Here is an 18,961-nt window from a genome sequence, read left to right on the forward strand (position 1 = left end):
AGAACGCAAAAATAGGAAAAAAAGTGGAAAAGAGGTTAGATAATTTGTACATTAGCGACATAACTAATGCGTTATAATTGTCAATCTTAAATGCGACTTCTGTATAAATTTTGTTTGTGCTGTTTTATATTAGGGATGAATGTCTCTATAGCTGAATCCCAAATTCAGCCTTCTTATTATTTTCATAACCTGAATATCAATAATGGCCTCTCTCAAAATACCGTAAATGCTATTATCCAAGATGAGAGTGGATTTATGTGGTTTGGAACAAAAGACGGTCTGAATCGATATGATGGAATATCTTTTAAAACTTATAGAGACCATAAAGACAGTAACAACGGGCTGAAACATGGTTTCATAACGACCCTATATGAGGGACAGAATCATTCGATTTGGGTTGGTACTGATTTAGGTGTTTATGTCTACCATCCCAATGAAGAATATTTTGATCATTTTTCGATTCCAGCACAAAATGGGCGGATAATGGATAAGACTATAAACAAAATTGGTCGGGGTATAAATGGTTCTACGCTGTTTGCGGTAGATGGGCTTGGTCTCTTCGTATATGAGGAACAACAAAAGAAACTTCATAACTATCCATTTTCTACATTGGGTTCCGTACGGGAGTTTCAACTTGATAGAAGCGGTCGAATCTGGATTACCTTTTACAAAGGTTTATATTATACAGATGATAATTTCAAAACGGTGGAACCTTATCGATGGAAAGACGGTACAGAACCATTTAAGGACGAATCAATTACGACACTTTATTTGGAGAAATCAGGTTTTGTTTTCATGGGGTCGGAAAAAAATGGTCTCATCGAATTAGACCTAAAGGCGCAGACAATGCGCAGATTACCGCTTTCACTACGTGCTTACGATCCTATTTTTGTGCGCTGCTTGCAACCTTATTCAGAGGACGAATTGTGGGTCGGAACAGAAACAGGTGTTTATATCTATAATCTATCAAATAAAACCTCTCGACAATTACAGTATACACCATCGGATCCCTTTTCCTTATCAGATAATGCGATATACTCCTTATACAAGGATAGAGAAGGAGGAATGTGGATAGGTTCTTATTTCGGTGGTGTAAATTACTATCCTAAACAGACAACCTATTTTGAGAAATATTACCCTACCAATGATAGTAAGACCCTACAGGGCCAGCGTGTGCGGGAGATTTGCAAAGGTAATGGACAGGATCTCTGGATTGGAACAGAGGATGCCGGACTTTTTCGTTTTAATACACAGACCAAAGAATTCAAACATTTTAATGCGAGTGCTAGTTTTTCTAACATACATGGGCTGTGCATGGATGGTGATGAACTCTGGGTTGGAACATTTTCAAAAGGTGTGCGTGTTATCAATACAGCCACAGGGCAAGTAAAATCGTTTACCGTTGAGGACAATCCTGGTACGATTGCGGACAATTATGTGTTCTCTATATGTAAAGTTTCTGATGGAGATATTTATCTCGGGACATCTTTGAACCTGATGAGATATGATAAAAAGAGAGGGACATTTGAAAAGATACCAGAATTGCAACAGAATCTGGTGTATGATATAAAAGAAGACTTTTATGGGAATATATGGGTGGCAACATATAGTAATGGACTCTATCGACGTGATCATATAAGTAGGAAATGGGAACATTTTCAACAATCCGAAAAAAAAGGTGGTCTTCCCTATAATAAAATTTTGAGCATCTTCGAAGATAGTAAAAGGCAAATATGGGTTACTACACAAGGAAAAGGTTTTTGTAAGTACGATGATGCTACCAAAACTTTCGTCCAGTATCAAGACCAGACTAACCTGAATTATGGCGTCGTCTACCAGATAATAGAAGACGATCAGGGCTTCTTTTGGTTAACGACTAATAATGGCTTAATTCGGTTTCAGCCAGAGGATGGAACTACCAAAACGTATACTGTAGCCAGCGGACTCTTGAGTGATCAATTCAATTACAAATCCAGTTATAAAACCGCAGAAGGAAATATTCTATTTGGATGTATCAGTGGTCTTATATCCTTTAACCCCAATACTTTTAGCGAAAACACGTATATCCCTCCTGTATACATTACCGATTTTTTCTTGTTTGGAAAGGCTGTTAATGTCGCCAACGAAAAATCTCCTCTACAACAGAGTATTTTATATTCAGATTCGATAACGCTTCGGCATGATCAGAATCACTTTTCCCTTCGGATTGCGGCACTGAGTTACCAAGCGCCCAAAGTGAATGCCATACAGTATAAATTGGAAGGAATTGGAGAAGAATGGCAAAATGTAACCGAGTCCTCTTTGATTAGCTATTCGAACCTAAGTAGTGGTAAATATTTTTTTAAGGTACGTGGTTCAAACAATGATAAGTTGTGGAATCCGGTAGAAAAAGTGCTTTATATTGAGATTTTACCTCCCTTTTACTTAACATCTTGGGCATATACGATTTATTTGGCGCTTCTTGTTGGTATAATCCTATTCTTTTTTAAGTTTTTCAGGAATCGCCAGCAGCTCAAGCAAAAATGGTTTATGCAGAAACTGGAACAGGATAAAGAACGTGAATTGCACGATGCTAAAATTAGCTTTTTTACCAATATAACGCACGAGATACGGACGCCACTTACGCTTATAAAAGGGCCCTTGGAACATATCATCGTAAAAAATAGTATCGAAGATCCTGATGTGTTGGAAGATCTGCATATTATGAAAAATAATGCCGATCGATTGCTGGACTTAACGAATCAATTGCTGGATTTTCGGAAATCCGAACGAGAAGGATTCTTATTAAGATTATCAGCATATGATATACCAGTTATTCTAAAAGAAATACACCAAAGTTTTTCTCCCTTAATTAGAGAATATGACCGCGAGTTTATCTTGAATGTGGAGGAGGATACATTCTCGGCGTTTATAGATAAGGAGGCATTTGTTAAAATCATATCTAATCTTTTTAGTAATGCTATCAAATATGCAGATCGATATATTCACGTGCGCTTACAAATCGATAAACAGGAAGACCTCTTTGAAATTCATGTAGAAAGCGATGGTATGGTGATACCAGATGAACAACATGAAGAAATATTTAAACCTTTTATACGACTTCATGAATGGAGCCAAACGAATGTACCCGGCACAGGCATAGGTATGTATTTGGCGCGGACTTTAGCGGAATTGCATAATGGGAAATTGCTGTTGTTGACCACGACAAATAAAAATATATTCTCTTTAGTTATTCCGATATATCATCAATCTAATGCGATAGAAATAAAAGACGAAGTACATGAATTTAGCGAAACCAATATAGACACCTCTGCCAAGTCCCACACCATATTGATTGTGGAAGACAGCTTAGAGATGCAGCGTTTTATCAAAAAGGTATTACCCGAAAAATATAAAATACAGGTTGCGTCGAACGGAGAAGAGGCTTTGGCGTTATTAAAGACAAGTTTTGTGACCTTGGTTATTAGCGATGTCATGATGCCCGGAATGAGTGGTGTTGAATTGTGTCGACTTATTAAATCAGATATTAATTATAGTCATACTCCGGTAGTATTGCTAACGGCAAAGACCGCCTTACAGTCAAAAATAGAGGGAATTGATGTTGGGGCCGATGCATATGTGGAAAAGCCATTTTCACCAGATTATCTTTTAGCGATTATAGCTAATTTAATTAATAACAGAGAGAAGCTTCGTGAAGCATTTATGAAGAATCCGTTGACGGTCTCCAATACCATGGTAAATAATGAAGCGGATATTGTTTTTTTGAATACATTACGAGACGAAATTCATCGAAATATAAGTAACGCTGACCTTACTATAGAGGAAATAGCGGAAGCGTTGAATATGAGCAGAGCTAGTTTTTATAGAAAGATCAAAGGTCTGCTGGATATGAAACCCAACGAATATATTCGGTTAGAACGATTGAAAATGGCCGCACATTTGATAAAAGAGAATAAATACCCCATCGGAGAGATTTGCTATATCGTCGGTTTTAACTCGCCATCCTATTTTGCCAAGTGCTTTTGTGAGCAATTTGGAGTATTACCTAAGGATTATAATTAATTTTCTGTTAATGAGTGTTTTATGTATTTTTCTTATGCAAGAATGATACGAATCTTCCATTTATTGAGACTTTTTTTCTAACAAGAAAAGTCTTAGCACACTACATTTGCCAATGCAATTGATACATTGATTAGTATCAATTGCACACCAGGTACTATTATAAACTTTAATTTAAATCTAATGGAAAATTCTCGAATGAAGATTTTTGTAAACCGGATTGGCTTGTTCGCGTTGCTGGTCTCGGTTTACCTTGCCGGATGTCGTCAAGACACCAAAGTTGAACTCGTAAAAGATCCGGTAGTTACCAGCTATACTCCGGAAGCTGGGCGCGCCGGAACAGAGATTGTTATACAAGGAGAGAACTTTGGAAATGAAATAACCGATGTGAAAGTATGGGTTAACAGCTTGCAGGCACAGGTTGTCAGTGTAGTTCCAACACGGATATACGCTGTTATTCCCACTGCGGCTGGAAGTGGGGCTGTCAAAGTATCCATTCGCGAAAAGGAGTTTGATTTGTCTAGTCAGTTTACATTTCAGTTTACCCGTAACGTATCCACCTATAGTGGTAGTGGTACCGCGGTCAGTGTTGATGGAGCACTTCGGCAGGCCAGTTTCAACAGACCTTATTGGTTGGCGTATGATAAAAAAGATGATGCATTATTTGTTTTGGAAGAAGGACGACGTGTTAGACGGATTAAAGATGGAATGGTGAAAACTGTTGCTTCCCTTTCCGGATCAATTAATAACCCAAGAAGTATTACGATGTCGATAACATGTGATACCCTATTCATTGGTAATGATAATGCGGGCAATGCGAATAATGTTTCGGTCGCCATCCTTACCAGAGACACTGATTTTAGCATCCAGCAGAATTACGTGATGTCGGCTCCATCAAACCATGTTAATTTCGCTGGAGTACATCCGCTTGATGGTACACTTATTTTCTATTGTTGGCCAAGAAAGCTGTACAAATGGAATAAGTCTACTAATCGTGCAGAATTATTGTATGATCTAGCGACGGTTGCCGGCATCAATGGTGATTTCTATGCAAATTTTGCCTTTTCGCCCGATGGAACATCAATGTATGTCGTCGCTAAATATCCCTTTATTGGCATACTTCGCGCAGCATATAGCCCATTCACAAATGAAATTGTAGGCAATTTCCAGCGATTTGTCGGTACCGGCTCTTGGGGCCAATCTGATGGCAATGGTACAAATGCAAGTTTTGATCAGCCTGCACAAGTTATAGTAGACCCACAGGGTACACTATATCTTGCGGAAAAGTTTAATCATTGGATACGCACGGTGTCTCCCTCAGGTGATGTATTGAAATATGTAGGGGATGGGGGGCCAGGAAATCAAGGGTTTGCGGATGGACAAGGAGGCAGTGCTAAATTCAATGAACCAGAAGGCATCGCGATGGATAAAAACGGGAATATATATGTGGCCGATCTGGTAAATTCAAGGATTAGAGTGATAAAAGACGAATAAATTACATCGATGAATAAAAAACAAAATAATATCTATTGTCTGTTGTTATCTGGATTGCTACTGTTGTCATGCCATAACAACCAGAGCTCGGTCAACGGTCAAGGCAACAAAGAAAACATATATTCCGCCGCAAAGGAAGAAGAAATGTTGAATGCTATACCCTTAGCAGATCCATTTATCCTTTACCATGATCATGTATATTATGCATACGGAACGAGTTCAGATAAAGGGTTTGAGGTGTTTTTGTCTGATGACTTGCATGAATGGAAAAAACATCCAGAGATGTTGTTAAAAAAAGAGAACTCTTTTGGTGAGAAATGGTTTTGGGCACCGGAAGTTTACTATAACGAAGCAAAAGGCAAATTTTATTTATTTTATTCTGCTGAAGAACATATCTGTGTGGCAACATCTAATTCGCCATTAGGTCCATTTCGCCAAGAAATTAAAAAACCGATGTTGGCGGAAAAAGGGATAGATTCCTCGCTCTTTATAGATGATGACGGTACGCCATACCTATATTTCGTCCGATTTACCAACGGGAATGTAATTTGGGTGGCTGAATTGGAAGATGATTGGGAAACCATCAAAGAAGAGACACTTACGATGTGCATAGAGGCTTCGACTGAAGGATGGGAAGCCGCTTTGGGACGTGTAACCGAAGGTGCTTCTGTACTTAAGCGTGATGGTTTATATTATATGTTGTATTCGGGTAATGATTTCAGAAGTCCCGATTACGGTGTGGGATATGCTACGTCTTCATCACCAATAGGCCCTTGGCAAAAATCGGATAAGAATCCTATTCTTCAGAATCCACAAAAAGGTTTAACCGGCACTGGACACGGGGCGTATTTTCAAGATCAAGAAGGAGCGTATAAATATGTATTCCATGCACATCATGATACGACGACAGTGCATCCTCGATTTATGCATATCGCCAATCTCTCGATAGAAGACAAGGCCATAACAATAGATGAAAACTCCATATGGAGTCCTAAAACCAACAAGGAATAGGGAGGGGAATAAATTAATGATATAAAAACATATAATTATGATAAGGATATTTTTGATAATAACGCTTGTTGTCACGACGATGATGACTTATGGACAACAAGCACAGGTAAAAGGACGTGTCGTTGATGAGGATAGACAAGCTGTTTCCGAAGTTACTGTTCGGATAAAAGGTGAGCAACGTGTTACTTCTACCAATACAAAAGGTGATTTTGTAATTAGTGCTGCGATCGGTGATGTGCTGCTATTTTCTAAAATAGGGATGGTTGTACAGGAGATGGTTTTCAGTGGCCAGACTACAATAGATATAATCATGATGGCCGAAGATCAACAATTGGATGAAGTGGTCGTCATCGGTTATCAGACAATTAGAAAGGCAGATCTTACAGGAGCTGTTTCGGTATTCAAACCAGATGAAATGAAGAATACGACTGTTACAGGTACCGTAGGCGATGCATTGGTGACGGTGCCGGGTGTAAACGTCCGGACAGCAGGTGCACCGGGACGGGAAGGAAAAGTCGAAATCCGGGGAACCGGCACATTTGGGAATAGTAATCCGCTGTATGTTGTAGATGGTGTGATCTCTGGTGCAAATAGAGACTTCAATTTTAATGATATTGAAAGTATCCAAGTTCTAAAAGACGCGTCAGCGGCAGCAATTTATGGCTCCCGAGCAGGAAATGGGGTTATTATTATCACGACTAAGCAAGGAGCGGAAGGAAAGATGAAAATTGATCTTTCTTCCAGGCGCTCTTTACAATGGTTGCCGAAATATAACTTAACTGATCGAACGCAATGGATCAAGTTGAATGATTTGGCATTCATGAATACAATTGCAGATGGAAACCCTAATATCAATGGGCTGGCAAATCATTTCGAAGGGGATACAGATTGGCAAAGTGAGGTGTTCAAGACCGGAATTGTGGATGATCACAATGTCTCTTTTTCAGGAGGAGGCCGTGACAGCCGTTATTTTATTTCTGGAAACTATCAATCAAATTCGGGAACAGTTATCGGTACGAAAAGCAAACGTTATACACTCCGTTCAAATGCATCTGCCAGTCGAGATTTTGGAGAACATGTTAAATTCACCATAGGCGAGAATATTGTTTTAAGTCACTACGGTATTGACGAAATGGATACGAATCCTATTGTTGATGTTTACCGTATGTTGCCGACGATATCGATCTATGATCCTAGAAACCATGGAGGGTATGGATATGGAAGTGGACCATATAATATTACTTTTGGTACTAATCCATTCGCAAAAGAAGATTTTACAGATACTAGAAATAGTAATTTGAGAGTTCGTGGAAATGCTTTTACCTCTTTAGATCTTTTCAGTTTATTCAAATACAAATTTAGCTTTGGATTTGACTTTAGTAATGACAATCATCGTTATTTGCGTAAGGTTGGTTCCTGGCAAGTTAACCAACCTATTGATCCGTCGACATTAACGAGACGTCAAGCACAGTATAGCGAATTTGTTTTTGACCATACGTTAGAGTTCAACAAACAATTCGATAAGCATTCCATATCTTCCGTAGTCGGTGCTAGTTACCAACCGTATAGCTATGAGCAAGTTTGGGGAGCAAAAAATGATGTTTTAGTAAACAGTCAAACCGACGCATATTTTGAACATCTGGATGCTGCACTGAGAGACCCAAGGACTGGTGGTTTTCAAAACTTAGCAAAGCTATTTTCGGTATTCGGACGAGTTAACTACAATTATGCAGACAAATACCTGCTAAGCGGTACTATACGCAGGGATGAATCTTCACGTTTCTCGCCACAATATAATGTTGGTTATTTTCCATCAGGATCATTGGGCTGGCGTGTAAGTGAAGAATCTTTTTTTAATGCGTCTTGGATAGATGATCTAAAAATAAGAGCGAATTACGGTATTTTAGGAACCTCTAATATTGGGTTTTGGGATTGGGTCGCTTTGATCAATACTTTTCCACAAGCATCTTTTGGGGATAATAGCAGCTCCGTTCCCGGCATGACACAAATTCAATTGTCCAATGCCGACCTGCGATGGGAAAAGTTATCGCAAATGAATGCGGGCTTTGATGCTGTTTTTCTAAAGAACCGTTTTAATGTGACGTTTGAATATTTTATTAAAACGACAAAAGATGTGCTTACTCCTATGCAAATCTTGTTGTCTACGGGGAATAATGGAGGGAATCCTTTTGTTAACGCAGCTACCCTCGAAAATAGAGGGATAGAATTGGCGTTAAACTGGAAAGATAAGATCGGTAGTGATTTTAGATATAGTTTGGACGTTAACGGTTCTTATTTGAAAAACAAGATTGTTGAATTGGGATATGGGCGTCAGGAATTTAACCAATGGAATACAAAATCTGTTGTAGGCAGTCCAATAGGAGAGTGGTATTTGATTAAAACTGACGGACTGTTTCGCTCCACGGAGGAAGTCATGTCACACCGGAATAGTGAAGGTACACTGATCCAGCCTAATGCTAAGCCCGGCGATATACGATACCTGGATTATAATGATGACGGGCAGATTACCGATGCCGATAGACAATATCTCGGATCGACTATTCCAAAATATTATTTAGGAATGAATATGTCTTTTGATTACAAGGGTTTTGATATGCAAATCCAATCGACCGGTGCTTTTGGCCATATGGCTTTCAACGGTCCGCGATCTGGATTTGACCGTTTTGATGATAACTCGAACTATAGGGCTGATTATGATCCCTGGACACCGGAAAACCCCAGTGCTACAGACCCAAGGCCGATTTTTGCAGACTCCAGAAATGCGCGTCCCGATCAAGATCGATGGTTAGAAAATGGAAATTATTTACGGATTAAGCAGATCGCAATAGGATACAACTTACCCAAGTCTTTGCTTGGTCAACATATTAGAGGTGCACGGGTATACGTGAATGCGCAAAATCTGGTCACATTTACATCCTACAGAGGGCTTGATCCGGAGTTTTTGAATACCAATATTTGGGATCGCTCATATGATGGTGGAGCATTCCCTAATCCAAAAGGTTTTACGTTTGGTGCACAGTTGTCATTCTAAATTATAAAAAAATGAAAAAGCTATTTTATATATTTTTAAGTATATGTATGCTTAGTGCATGCAAGGTGGAGGTAGAGAACCCAAATTCGATCACCTTGGAAAGTTTCTGGAACACAGAATTGGATGCAGAATATGGTGTCAATGCCATATATAATATGTTCTACAAACCCGGCACGTATGCCCGGTGGATGTGGTTTAGGTTTGACCTGACTTCAGATGAAGGGTTTAGCCAAAGTCCATGGGCAGAATTGCGGGAATGGACGCAGTTTATTTATAATAACTATAATTTTTCAGAAGGCAATGGGATGACCTATGCCGAATGCTATCAGGCTATTTTCAGAGCCAACCAAGCCCTATTTCACATTCCTGATATTGCGTTTGAAGATGAAGAAAAGAAGTCTCGTCTCCTTGGACAAGCCTATTTTCTGAGAGGTCTTTATTATTATAATTTAGCGGTATTATGGGGTAGCGAGAATAAGAGCGTGCCTATTGTGCTCGAACCATCTACACCGGGTATGCAACCTAATGGGAATACAGAAACTGAAATCTATCAGCAAGCTATCGACGATCTTACCGAAGCTCAAAATATGCTTCCGGAGGCTTGGACAGGTCAAGATAAAGGTAGGGCAACCAAGGGCGCTGCTTTAGCGCTTCGCGCGAAATGTTACATGCAAATACATCAGTGGCAGGAAGCCCAATCTGATTTGCATTGGCTGGTAGAAGGAGAAGGAAGAAGTTATTATGATCTGATGTCAAATTATGCAGATAATTTTACGTCGGCGGCGGAGAATAATATCGAATCGGTGTTCGAAATACAATATTCGGATGTAAACAAAGCTCCGGCAGGAGATGGCCCGAATTCAATAGACCCTAATCTAGGTCTCCATAGAGGACAGTTTTTCGCACCTCCAGGCATCGGATGGACAGACGGTGAGCTGCGTCCTTGGCTTGTTACCGAACTTAAAAAAGAACGTAATCTTACCAATGGATTTGATATTCGACTGAAGTATACCGCTTTTTATCAAGGAATGGAAAACGATTTTTCAGATAATAATCGAATTTATTCGCTGACTAGCAGCAATGCACTGTGGCAACAAGGGAATTGGCAGGGAAGGGTATTCTTCCGTAAATATTCTTCCACAGACAGAGGTTTTGACGATTATTACAACCCGACTAATGTAAGGGTTATCCGTTTTGCCGATGTGCTATTAATGTATGCAGAATGTATTGCGGAAGCGGGTGGAAGCCTAGCTGACGCTGTGCCACACGTAGATCGGGTTAGAGCTCGCGCAAATATGCCGCCACTCGCTACAAACCACTTCGTAGCGACGACCGATCGGGCGCGGTTCCTTAAAAGGTTACAAACGGAGAGGGTGTTGGAGTTGGCAAGCGAGGGACACCGTTGGGCCGACATCAAGAGATGGGAACTGTTGGATACACAGGAGGGAATTGATGAGTTGAAGCAACGAGATCCCGATTTCAATAATTTTGTGATAGGACGTCATAGAAGCTTACCGATTCCGTCCGATGAAGCCAATAATAATCCTAATGTGGATCAAAACCCGAGATATTAATAAATAGAACAGTTAAAATTTATTCATATGAAAAGATTAGTTTATCTATCACTGGTTCTTATTCTTGCAGGCTTTTTGTCTTGTGAGAAAAACAGCGTAAGTGATTTCCAATATACCACCCCGGTATTATTGGGTGATCCGAATATTTTGTATCATGACAATACCTATTATGCTTACGGCACGAATGCCTCTGACGGCATTGAGGTATATACTTCTGACGATCTTCATACTTGGCATAAATCTCCTCATTTAGCCTTACATAAGGACAGCACTTGGGCAGAGCGATGGTTTTGGGCACCCGAAGTGTACTATGTTCCTGAAAAAAACAAATTCTTTATGTATTTTACCGCTGATGAGCATATAGGTGTGGCCACAGCAGACAATCCGCTCGGTCCATTTACCCAAGAAAAGAAAGAACCGATGTGGACAGATGGAAAAGCGATAGACAATTCCTTATTTATAGACGATGATGGTACGCCTTATTTGTACTTTGTCCGTTTCACCGATGGATCGGTAGTTTGGGTTGCGGAGTTGGAAAATGATTTGAAGACCATAAAGAATGAAACGCTGACCCCATGTATTCATGTATCACAAAATTGGGAAAGGATCCAAGGGCGAATTAACGAAGGTCCATTTATCGTTAAACATGGAAATCTGTATTATATGACCTATTCGGCTAATCATTTTGAAAGCCCTTACTATGGTGTTGGGTATGCTACGGCAAATTCACCCAAAGGACCTTGGACGAAATACGAAGGGAATCCTATCTTGCAAAAACCAAAAGACTATATTGGTGTCGGACATCATTCACTTTTCAATGATAAACAAGGACAATTAAAAATAGTCTTCCACGCCCATTATGCTCCCGGTAAGGTGTTACCTCGTATTATGTTGATTGCAGATGTGGATTTTTCAGATGATGCAGTGCCCGTTATGCAAATTGGTGAAGAAGTGTTGGCTCCTGTTGTCAGCAGATAAACGTATGGCAAATCACTATGAATTCCGTAAAAGATATTAGAGATAATGAGATACATGGTAAATAAACTTTTTTCGATAATTGTACTAACTTTAGTATATAGTGTAGGGTATGGGCATATCACGCCCGAATCAACTTGGCGGATTTCCTTAAAAAAACCGGGCAATCCGGCGGTGGATTATAAGTTGAAAGCGAATGATTCTGGCGTGTTGGGGACCGACGAAAATCTCCCGATAGCCATAACACGTCAAGTAAGCGAAACAACAACCGGCATGCGTATTGTCGTCGAGTTGACAGCTACAGAGACCGTTTTCTATAATTTTGAGGAACTTTACGAATTGCCAGCTGTGGAGCACCACGATTGTCAGTTTTTGATGCCCGGATTTTGGTATCGTCGGAATTTACGTTCTCCACAGGAAGCGCCTTCCTTTGCAACCAGTGATAGCTGGCAAGTACGTGAGGATCGTTTGAGTATACCTTTGACGGGTATATACAACGAGAAAACAGGCGATTATTATACCGTCATGCGCTTAGATGAATTCGCTCATGAAAGCCTTACGGCACTTAGCGAAGGAGAAGTGATTCTTTCTGGAAAAACCTCACTCGGTTTTACAGGCTTTCGTAATAAGGGAGGAACCGCTTCCCTTGTTTTTGGCTTTCCTTATAATGAAGCTCCTAATACGTATATACGTAAACTTATTCTTGCCCCTGCAGTACGAGCATTCGAGAGATTGGAAAAAGGTGAAGTTCGCCGGTTGACTTGGGAAATTCGAAAAGGTAGAGCCATAAACTATTCCGCTTTTGTGGCTGATGTGTGGACTTATTCTTATGATTCGTTAAAGCCAACCGTTTATGCGGATGCTATGAGCACGAGACAAGCGAAAGAGGCTCTGTCTAATTTTTTTAGAGAAAGTTATGTAGACAAATTTGATTTGAAATACTTTTCCGGTGTACATATGCGTACTGATGATTGCGAAAGTACAGACGCGACTGAAGTCGGTTTTATCGGCCGGGTTTTATTGAATGCATTCAATGCGTTGGAGTATGGAGAGGAAAAGGCAGATAACGATCTTATAAGCAAGGCTCGTCATACGTTTGATTCCTATCTTCTGCACGGGTTTTCTGAAAACGGGTTCTTCCATGAATATGTTGATTACCAGAAGGACAGCGTGACGCTGGAATACAGTCTCCGTCGCCAATCAGAAGGACTCTTTGCCATATTAAACTATCTTAAATATGAACGAGACAAAGGGAGAAAACATCCTGAATGGGAAAATAAAGTAAAAACACTTTTTACAAATCTACAACAGTTACAGGAGGAAGATGGAAGCTTCCCCAGAAAGTTTGACGGAGCATTTCATATTACGGATCCTTCTGGAGGTAGTACACCTTCTGCGGTGCTGCCACTAACTATGGGCTATGCTTATTTTAAAAATAAGTCTTATCTGGAAAGTGCCAAACGTGCGGGGAAATACCTGGAGGAAGAACTGATAACGAAAGCTGACTATTTTTCTTCTACGTTGGACGCTAATTGTGAAGATAAAGAAGCGTCGTTGTATGCCTCTACCGCCATGCATTACCTAGCGATGGTAACAACCGGAAAAGAAAGGCAACATTATGTTGATTTGTGTCAGCAAGCAGCCTATTTTTGCCTTTCTTGGTATTATTTGTGGGATGTTCCTTTTGCACAGGGACAGATGTTAGGTGATGTGAATTTTAAATCTAGAGGCTGGGGAAATGTTTCGGTCGAGAACAATCACATAGATGTTTTTATTTTTGAATTTGCGACAGTGCTCGATTGGTTAGCAAAAGAAAAAAAGGAACCAAGGTTTTCCGAATTTTCTTCGGTGATAAAAACAAGTATGTTGCAACTGATGCCGCAAAAAAATTCTTTGTTCGACATTGGGAAGCCTGGCTATTACCCAGAAGTTGTACAGCATACCAACTGGGATTATGGCAAAAATGGGAAAGGCTTTTATAACGATATATTTGCACCCGGATGGACGGTTGCGTCGCTCTGGCAAATGTTGAGCCCCGATCGTGTTACTTCATTTTTTGAAGCAAGAAAATAAATAGCGAAAAGACGATATGTATTTTTTTGTTTTATTTATAGAAATAGATTATCTTTGCACCTCGAATTGTTGAAGATATAATAATCATAGGAAAAAAATAAAATAAAATATAATGAAAAAAGATCTGCATCCATCAAACTACAGATTAGTTGTTTTCAAAGATATGTCTAACGACTATTCTTTTGTAACTAAATCATGTGTAGACACAAAAGAGACTATTACTTGGGAAGATGGTAACGAGTATCCATTGGTGAAATTGGAGATTTCGCACACATCACACCCTTTTTATACAGGTAAGATGAAATTAGTTGATACAGCAGGACGTATCGACAAATTCCGTAGCCGTTACCAGAAGTAATTTAAATTACCGGTTTCGGTCAAAAATAACTTTCATCCCGATAGGTTCTTCTTGTCGGGATTTTTTTATGTAAATTTATCGGACTATGCTGTTAGAAGTCGTATTACATGATCGAGCCCCATGGCGAGAACATTTATTGCCTATGGCTTTCACAAGACCAGTGGGAGCTTTTCGAGTAGGAATTTTGACAATCCAGGAGAAATGGCAATTGTTATTGGGTGTTTCGGTCAGCTTCTATACAGAACTCTATCTTCAAGAGAAATTTCATAGTCCGTCACCTTCTGCAACCTATTTGGTCGTGCGCGCCGACCTATGTCCGACTATCGACTTGGTCAATGCTTTATCGACTTTGCAGGAAGGATGTGTGTTGGAAAAAGATGGTGATTGGATTGCCTATAAGGTCAATAAGTGGTGTCCAGAACCTACGGGAGATACATTAAACGTACATCCTTATGAGGGGGAACTGCACCGTATTCAATTTTTAGAGGATATTTATCTTCATAATGCTACGCAAATTTCTTTTGATTTTGAGTTGCTCACAAAAGGAAAAACTTCGGCTATCTTACATGATTCTAATACGGTGATAGGTGATAACCTCTATGTGGGGACAAATGTGACGGCATTTAGTTGTACGTTTAATACGTTGGATGGTCCTATTTATATCGCCGACGATGCTTTGCTGGAACAGGGAAGTCATTTAAAAGGTCCGATTGCTATCGGTAAAGGTGGGAGAGTAAAGATGGGAAGCCGTTTGTATCCGAATGTAAGTGTAGGACCGAACGCTACTATTGGAGGAGAAGTCAATAACACCGTGATGTGGGAAAATAGTGCAAAAGGGCATGACGGCTATCTCGGCTGTGCTGTAATTGGCGAAGGATGCAATTTGGGGGCAGGTACAAGCAATTCTAACCTTCAAAACAATTGGAAGCCTATTAAGTTGTATGATTATAAACTTGGTGATTGGCGGAAAACAGTACGGAATAAAATAGGTGTTTTTATGGGCGATTTCGCTATGTGTGGTATCAACTCGTCTATTACGACCGGTGCGGTGATTGGGGTAGGCGTACAGGTGTCTATGTCAAATATTATTCCGAAGTTTGTTCCGGACTTTTCCTGGATGACAGATGAAAAGAAGGAAAGATATGTGTGGCATAAATTTGAGGATATGTTGAAAGAGCGGGGGAGAATAGTAAATAAACGTGTACAGGAAAAAGATCTTCGCCTATTGTGGGAGGTCTATTGTATGACGAGGCAGGAAGAATTTAATATATAAAATAGATAACAATTTAAAAACGATGAGAAAAAACATTGTAGCAGGAAACTGGAAGATGAATCTGGATTACGAGAAAGGTGTAAGCTTATTCTCGGAAATTGTAAATATGGTAAAGGATGAGGTCGTGGGCGACCAGGAAGTTATCGTATGTAGCCCCGCTATTCATTTGCACAGTATTGCAAAGCTAGCGGAGCCCGTAAGTAACGTTGCTGTCGGTGCGCAGAATATCCACCAAGCAGAATCTGGAGCATATACAGGTGAAATATCCGGAGCGCAGGTAAAATCGACAGGTGCAGGTTATGTTATTTTAGGCCATTCGGAGCGTAGAGCATATTTTGAGGAGACCGATGCTTTATTGGCACAGAAAGTTGATGCTGCATTAACAAACGGTTTAAAGCCAATTTTCTGTATTGGAGAAACAAAAGACGAACGTGAAGGAGGGAAAGTTTTTGATGTTATCAAAGCACAACTGGAAAAGGGCATATTCCATTTGTCTAGTGAAGATTTTGAAAAAGTAATATTGGCTTACGAACCCGTGTGGGCTATTGGAACGGGGCTAACGGCGTCTCCGGAGCAGGCGCAGGAAGTACATGCGTTTATACGTGAAACGATTGCGAATCAATATACACAAAAAATTGCCGATGAAACGACTATCCTATACGGGGGGAGCTGTAATCCGGCAAATGCGAATGAGTTGTTTTCACAGCCGGATATCGACGGTGGACTGATTGGTGGTGCATCCTTGAAATCACGAGACTTTTTAGAAATTGTAAAGGTTTTTAATACGAAATAATGAAGTATTCTTCGGTTACGTTTACTTCTTCCACCATAGAGGATTGGCAGCGGGATCTGCTCATTGATTCTTTGGGAACGATTGGCTACGATACTTTTGAGCAGCTAGAGCAAGGATTTATAGCCTACATCCCCACCGCTTCCCTGGATGTACAGGCATTGGAAACCATGTTGTTGCAGGAAGCTGTAGGTTTTGATATCCATTATACTATCAAAGAAATAGAAGATCAGAACTGGAATGAGTTATGGGAGAGTAATTTTCAGCCGATTATGGTGGATGATATATGTTACGTACGGGCCACCTTTCATACACCGAAACCGGATGCGCCTTACGAAATTATCATAGACCCTAAAATGTCATTTGGAACTGGGCATCATCAAACAACCTCGATGATGCTCTCCTATATTTTAGAGAATGACTTCAAGGATAAAGAAGTGTTGGATATGGGATGCGGTACGGGGATTCTTGCTATATTGGCGGTCAAACGTGATGCGAAACATGTTCTGGCAGTAGACTATGATGAAGTTTGTGTAGATAGCGTAAACGAAAATAAAATACGGAATAATATCGTGCCAATTAGTGCTGAATTAGGATCGGAGGAACGTATAGAGGGTAAGATGTTTGATATTATTCTCGCCAATATCAATCGTAATATCTTAATGGAACAACTAGACCAATATAGTTTAAGCACACAGTCTGGTGGAGAATTGTATATTAGCGGTTTCTATGATGGGGAAGATCTGGAAATGTTGATAGGAAGAGCGCGATCTGTTGGATTTGACTATCAGCATAAAAAAATGCAAGATAGATGGTGTGCAGCGAAGTTTATCAGGAAATGATTGTACCGATGAGGGCGACTAAACCGACGGGTAAGATTTTGACTTTTTATTTTTAAGAAGCATGCGAGTTCATTTTATAGCGATTGGCGGTGCGGTGATGCACAACTTGGCCATTTCATTGGCCGAACAGGGACATCAAGTGAGTGGATCTGATGACCAAGTTGTCGAGCCTTCAAAGTCCAGGCTCAAAAATGCAGGGCTTTTACCGAAAACGATGGGTTGGTTTCCGGAGAAAATAACGGAGGATATCGATGCCGTCATTCTAGGAATGCATGCTGAAAGTGATAATCCGGAATTGCTTCGTGCACAAGAACTTAATATCAAAATATATTCTTTTCCAGAATTTATCTATGAGCAAAGCATGGATAAAATGCGAGTAGTTATTGCTGGAACGTATGGCAAAACGACCATCATGAGTATGGTTATGCACGTGCTCAAAAAATTGAGACGTGATTTTGATTATCTCGTAGGTGCACAGTTGGAAGGGTTTGATTCGCTGGTAAAACTGACTGCCCATAATAAAATTATTTTATTGGAAGGAGACGAATATTATGCTTCTCCAATAGATCATCGTTCTAAGTTTCATCTTTTTCATCCTAATATCGCGTTAATCAGTGGGGTAGAATGGAACGAGAGCAGGGCAAATATGGGACAGGATGAGTATATTAAACAATTCGAAACATTTATAGATACTATTGTCCCTAAAGGTACGCTAATTTACAACAAGGATAACCTGAATTTGGTGAAGATTGTGGAAGCGACTTCTGACTGTCCTATTAACCGACATGGTTATAAGCTGCCCGAATACTCTATTAATAAAGGCGTAACGTATCTTCATTTAGGTGAAAACCGTATTCCCTTACAAGTGTTCGGGAAATTAAACTTATCGAATATAGCAGGCGCATATACGGTATGTGAATGGCTGGGTATAAAGCGAGTTGATTTTTACGACGCAATCAAAGATTTTAGAAGCTCCATCCGCTATCTAGAGTTTGTGGCGAGCGATAACGAAAGTGTGGTATATCAAGACTTTCTATATTCCCCCTATAAGCTCCGAACGAGTATTCATGCGGTTAAAGAGCAATTTCCCGGTCAGGAGCTGGTAACCATTATTGAACTAAATGCCTATGATGTCATCAATAGAAGTTTTCTAGACACTTATCGGGAATCCATGAACGAGTCCGATTATGCAGTGATCTTGATCAATAAAGACGTTATAAAGGAGAAAAATATATTAATAAGTAATTTAGAGTCGGAAATTCAACAGGTCTTTAATCATAAAAATCTCGTATTCTTGACGGACGTTTCTTCTTTAGAAATCTATTTAGATAAATTTAAGTCGTTGGGTTTTAATCTTTTATTTATGATTTCACCTGACCATAATAGTATGGATATTGTCAGTTTTGCAGATAAATTCCTTAAAAATTATTAATTATTCTGTAAAATGCTGTCTTTTTATT

12 protein-coding genes are annotated in these 18,961 nt (G+C 39.8%); all 12 read left to right on the top strand.

Features of this window, described 5'->3' with window-relative positions; all coding sequences use genetic code 11:
- Positions 1–135: 135 nt before the first annotated feature.
- The 12 genes from H8B06_RS04730 (at position 136) to H8B06_RS04785 (ending at position 18,933) form a co-directional block, all read left to right on the top strand.
- Positions 136–4,062 (top strand): hybrid sensor histidine kinase/response regulator, encoded by a 3,927-nt coding sequence (locus H8B06_RS04730; protein ID WP_223857478.1) that lies wholly within the window; start codon positions 136–138, stop codon positions 4,060–4,062.
- Positions 4,063–4,257: 195 nt separating this feature from the next.
- Complete coding sequence (locus H8B06_RS04735; RefSeq protein ID WP_190993161.1) at positions 4,258–5,553, top strand: IPT/TIG domain-containing protein; 1,296 nt, start codon at positions 4,258–4,260, stop codon at positions 5,551–5,553.
- A 9-nt stretch (positions 5,554–5,562) separates the two neighbouring features.
- Complete coding sequence (locus H8B06_RS04740) at positions 5,563–6,564, top strand: glycoside hydrolase family 43 protein (protein WP_190993162.1); 1,002 nt, start codon at positions 5,563–5,565, stop codon at positions 6,562–6,564.
- Positions 6,565–6,601: 37 nt separating this feature from the next.
- Positions 6,602–9,616, top strand: a complete 3,015-nt coding sequence (locus H8B06_RS04745) for a SusC/RagA family TonB-linked outer membrane protein (RefSeq protein WP_190993163.1) — start codon at positions 6,602–6,604, stop codon at positions 9,614–9,616.
- Between the two features lie 11 nt (positions 9,617–9,627).
- Positions 9,628–11,190 carry a RagB/SusD family nutrient uptake outer membrane protein gene (locus tag H8B06_RS04750; protein ID WP_190993164.1) on the top strand — a complete coding sequence of 521 codons (1,563 nt, stop codon included), beginning with the start codon at positions 9,628–9,630 and terminating at the stop codon, positions 11,188–11,190.
- Positions 11,191–11,217: 27 nt separating this feature from the next.
- The gene (locus tag H8B06_RS04755; protein ID WP_190993165.1) at positions 11,218–12,168 is read left to right on the top strand and encodes a glycoside hydrolase family 43 protein; all 951 of its coding nucleotides are present in this window, start codon (positions 11,218–11,220) and stop codon (positions 12,166–12,168) included.
- Between the two features lie 54 nt (positions 12,169–12,222).
- Complete coding sequence (locus H8B06_RS04760) at positions 12,223–14,238, top strand: hypothetical protein (protein ID WP_190993166.1); 2,016 nt, start codon at positions 12,223–12,225, stop codon at positions 14,236–14,238.
- A 112-nt stretch (positions 14,239–14,350) separates the two neighbouring features.
- Positions 14,351–14,596: a type B 50S ribosomal protein L31 gene (locus tag H8B06_RS04765; RefSeq protein WP_130139794.1), complete on the top strand. Its 246-nt coding sequence runs from the start codon at positions 14,351–14,353 to the stop codon at positions 14,594–14,596.
- Positions 14,597–14,681: 85 nt separating this feature from the next.
- Entirely contained in the window at positions 14,682–15,869 is a 1,188-nt protein-coding gene (locus H8B06_RS04770; protein WP_223857479.1) for a putative sugar nucleotidyl transferase, read from the top strand.
- A gap of 22 nt (positions 15,870–15,891) precedes the next feature.
- Positions 15,892–16,662 carry a triose-phosphate isomerase gene (tpiA, locus tag H8B06_RS04775; RefSeq protein ID WP_190993168.1) on the top strand — a complete coding sequence of 257 codons (771 nt, stop codon included), beginning with the start codon at positions 15,892–15,894 and terminating at the stop codon, positions 16,660–16,662.
- Positions 16,662–17,501, top strand: a complete 840-nt coding sequence (gene prmA, locus H8B06_RS04780; RefSeq protein WP_190993169.1) for a 50S ribosomal protein L11 methyltransferase — start codon at positions 16,662–16,664, stop codon at positions 17,499–17,501. The genes tpiA and prmA overlap by 1 nt, the downstream gene beginning before the upstream one ends.
- A gap of 61 nt (positions 17,502–17,562) precedes the next feature.
- Positions 17,563–18,933, top strand: a complete 1,371-nt coding sequence (locus tag H8B06_RS04785; RefSeq protein WP_190993170.1) for a Mur ligase domain-containing protein — start codon at positions 17,563–17,565, stop codon at positions 18,931–18,933.
- Positions 18,934–18,961 lie beyond the last annotated feature (28 nt).

It is taken from the genome of Sphingobacterium micropteri (genome assembly GCF_014692515.1).
GTDB lineage: Bacteria > Bacteroidota > Bacteroidia > Sphingobacteriales > Sphingobacteriaceae > Sphingobacterium > Sphingobacterium micropteri.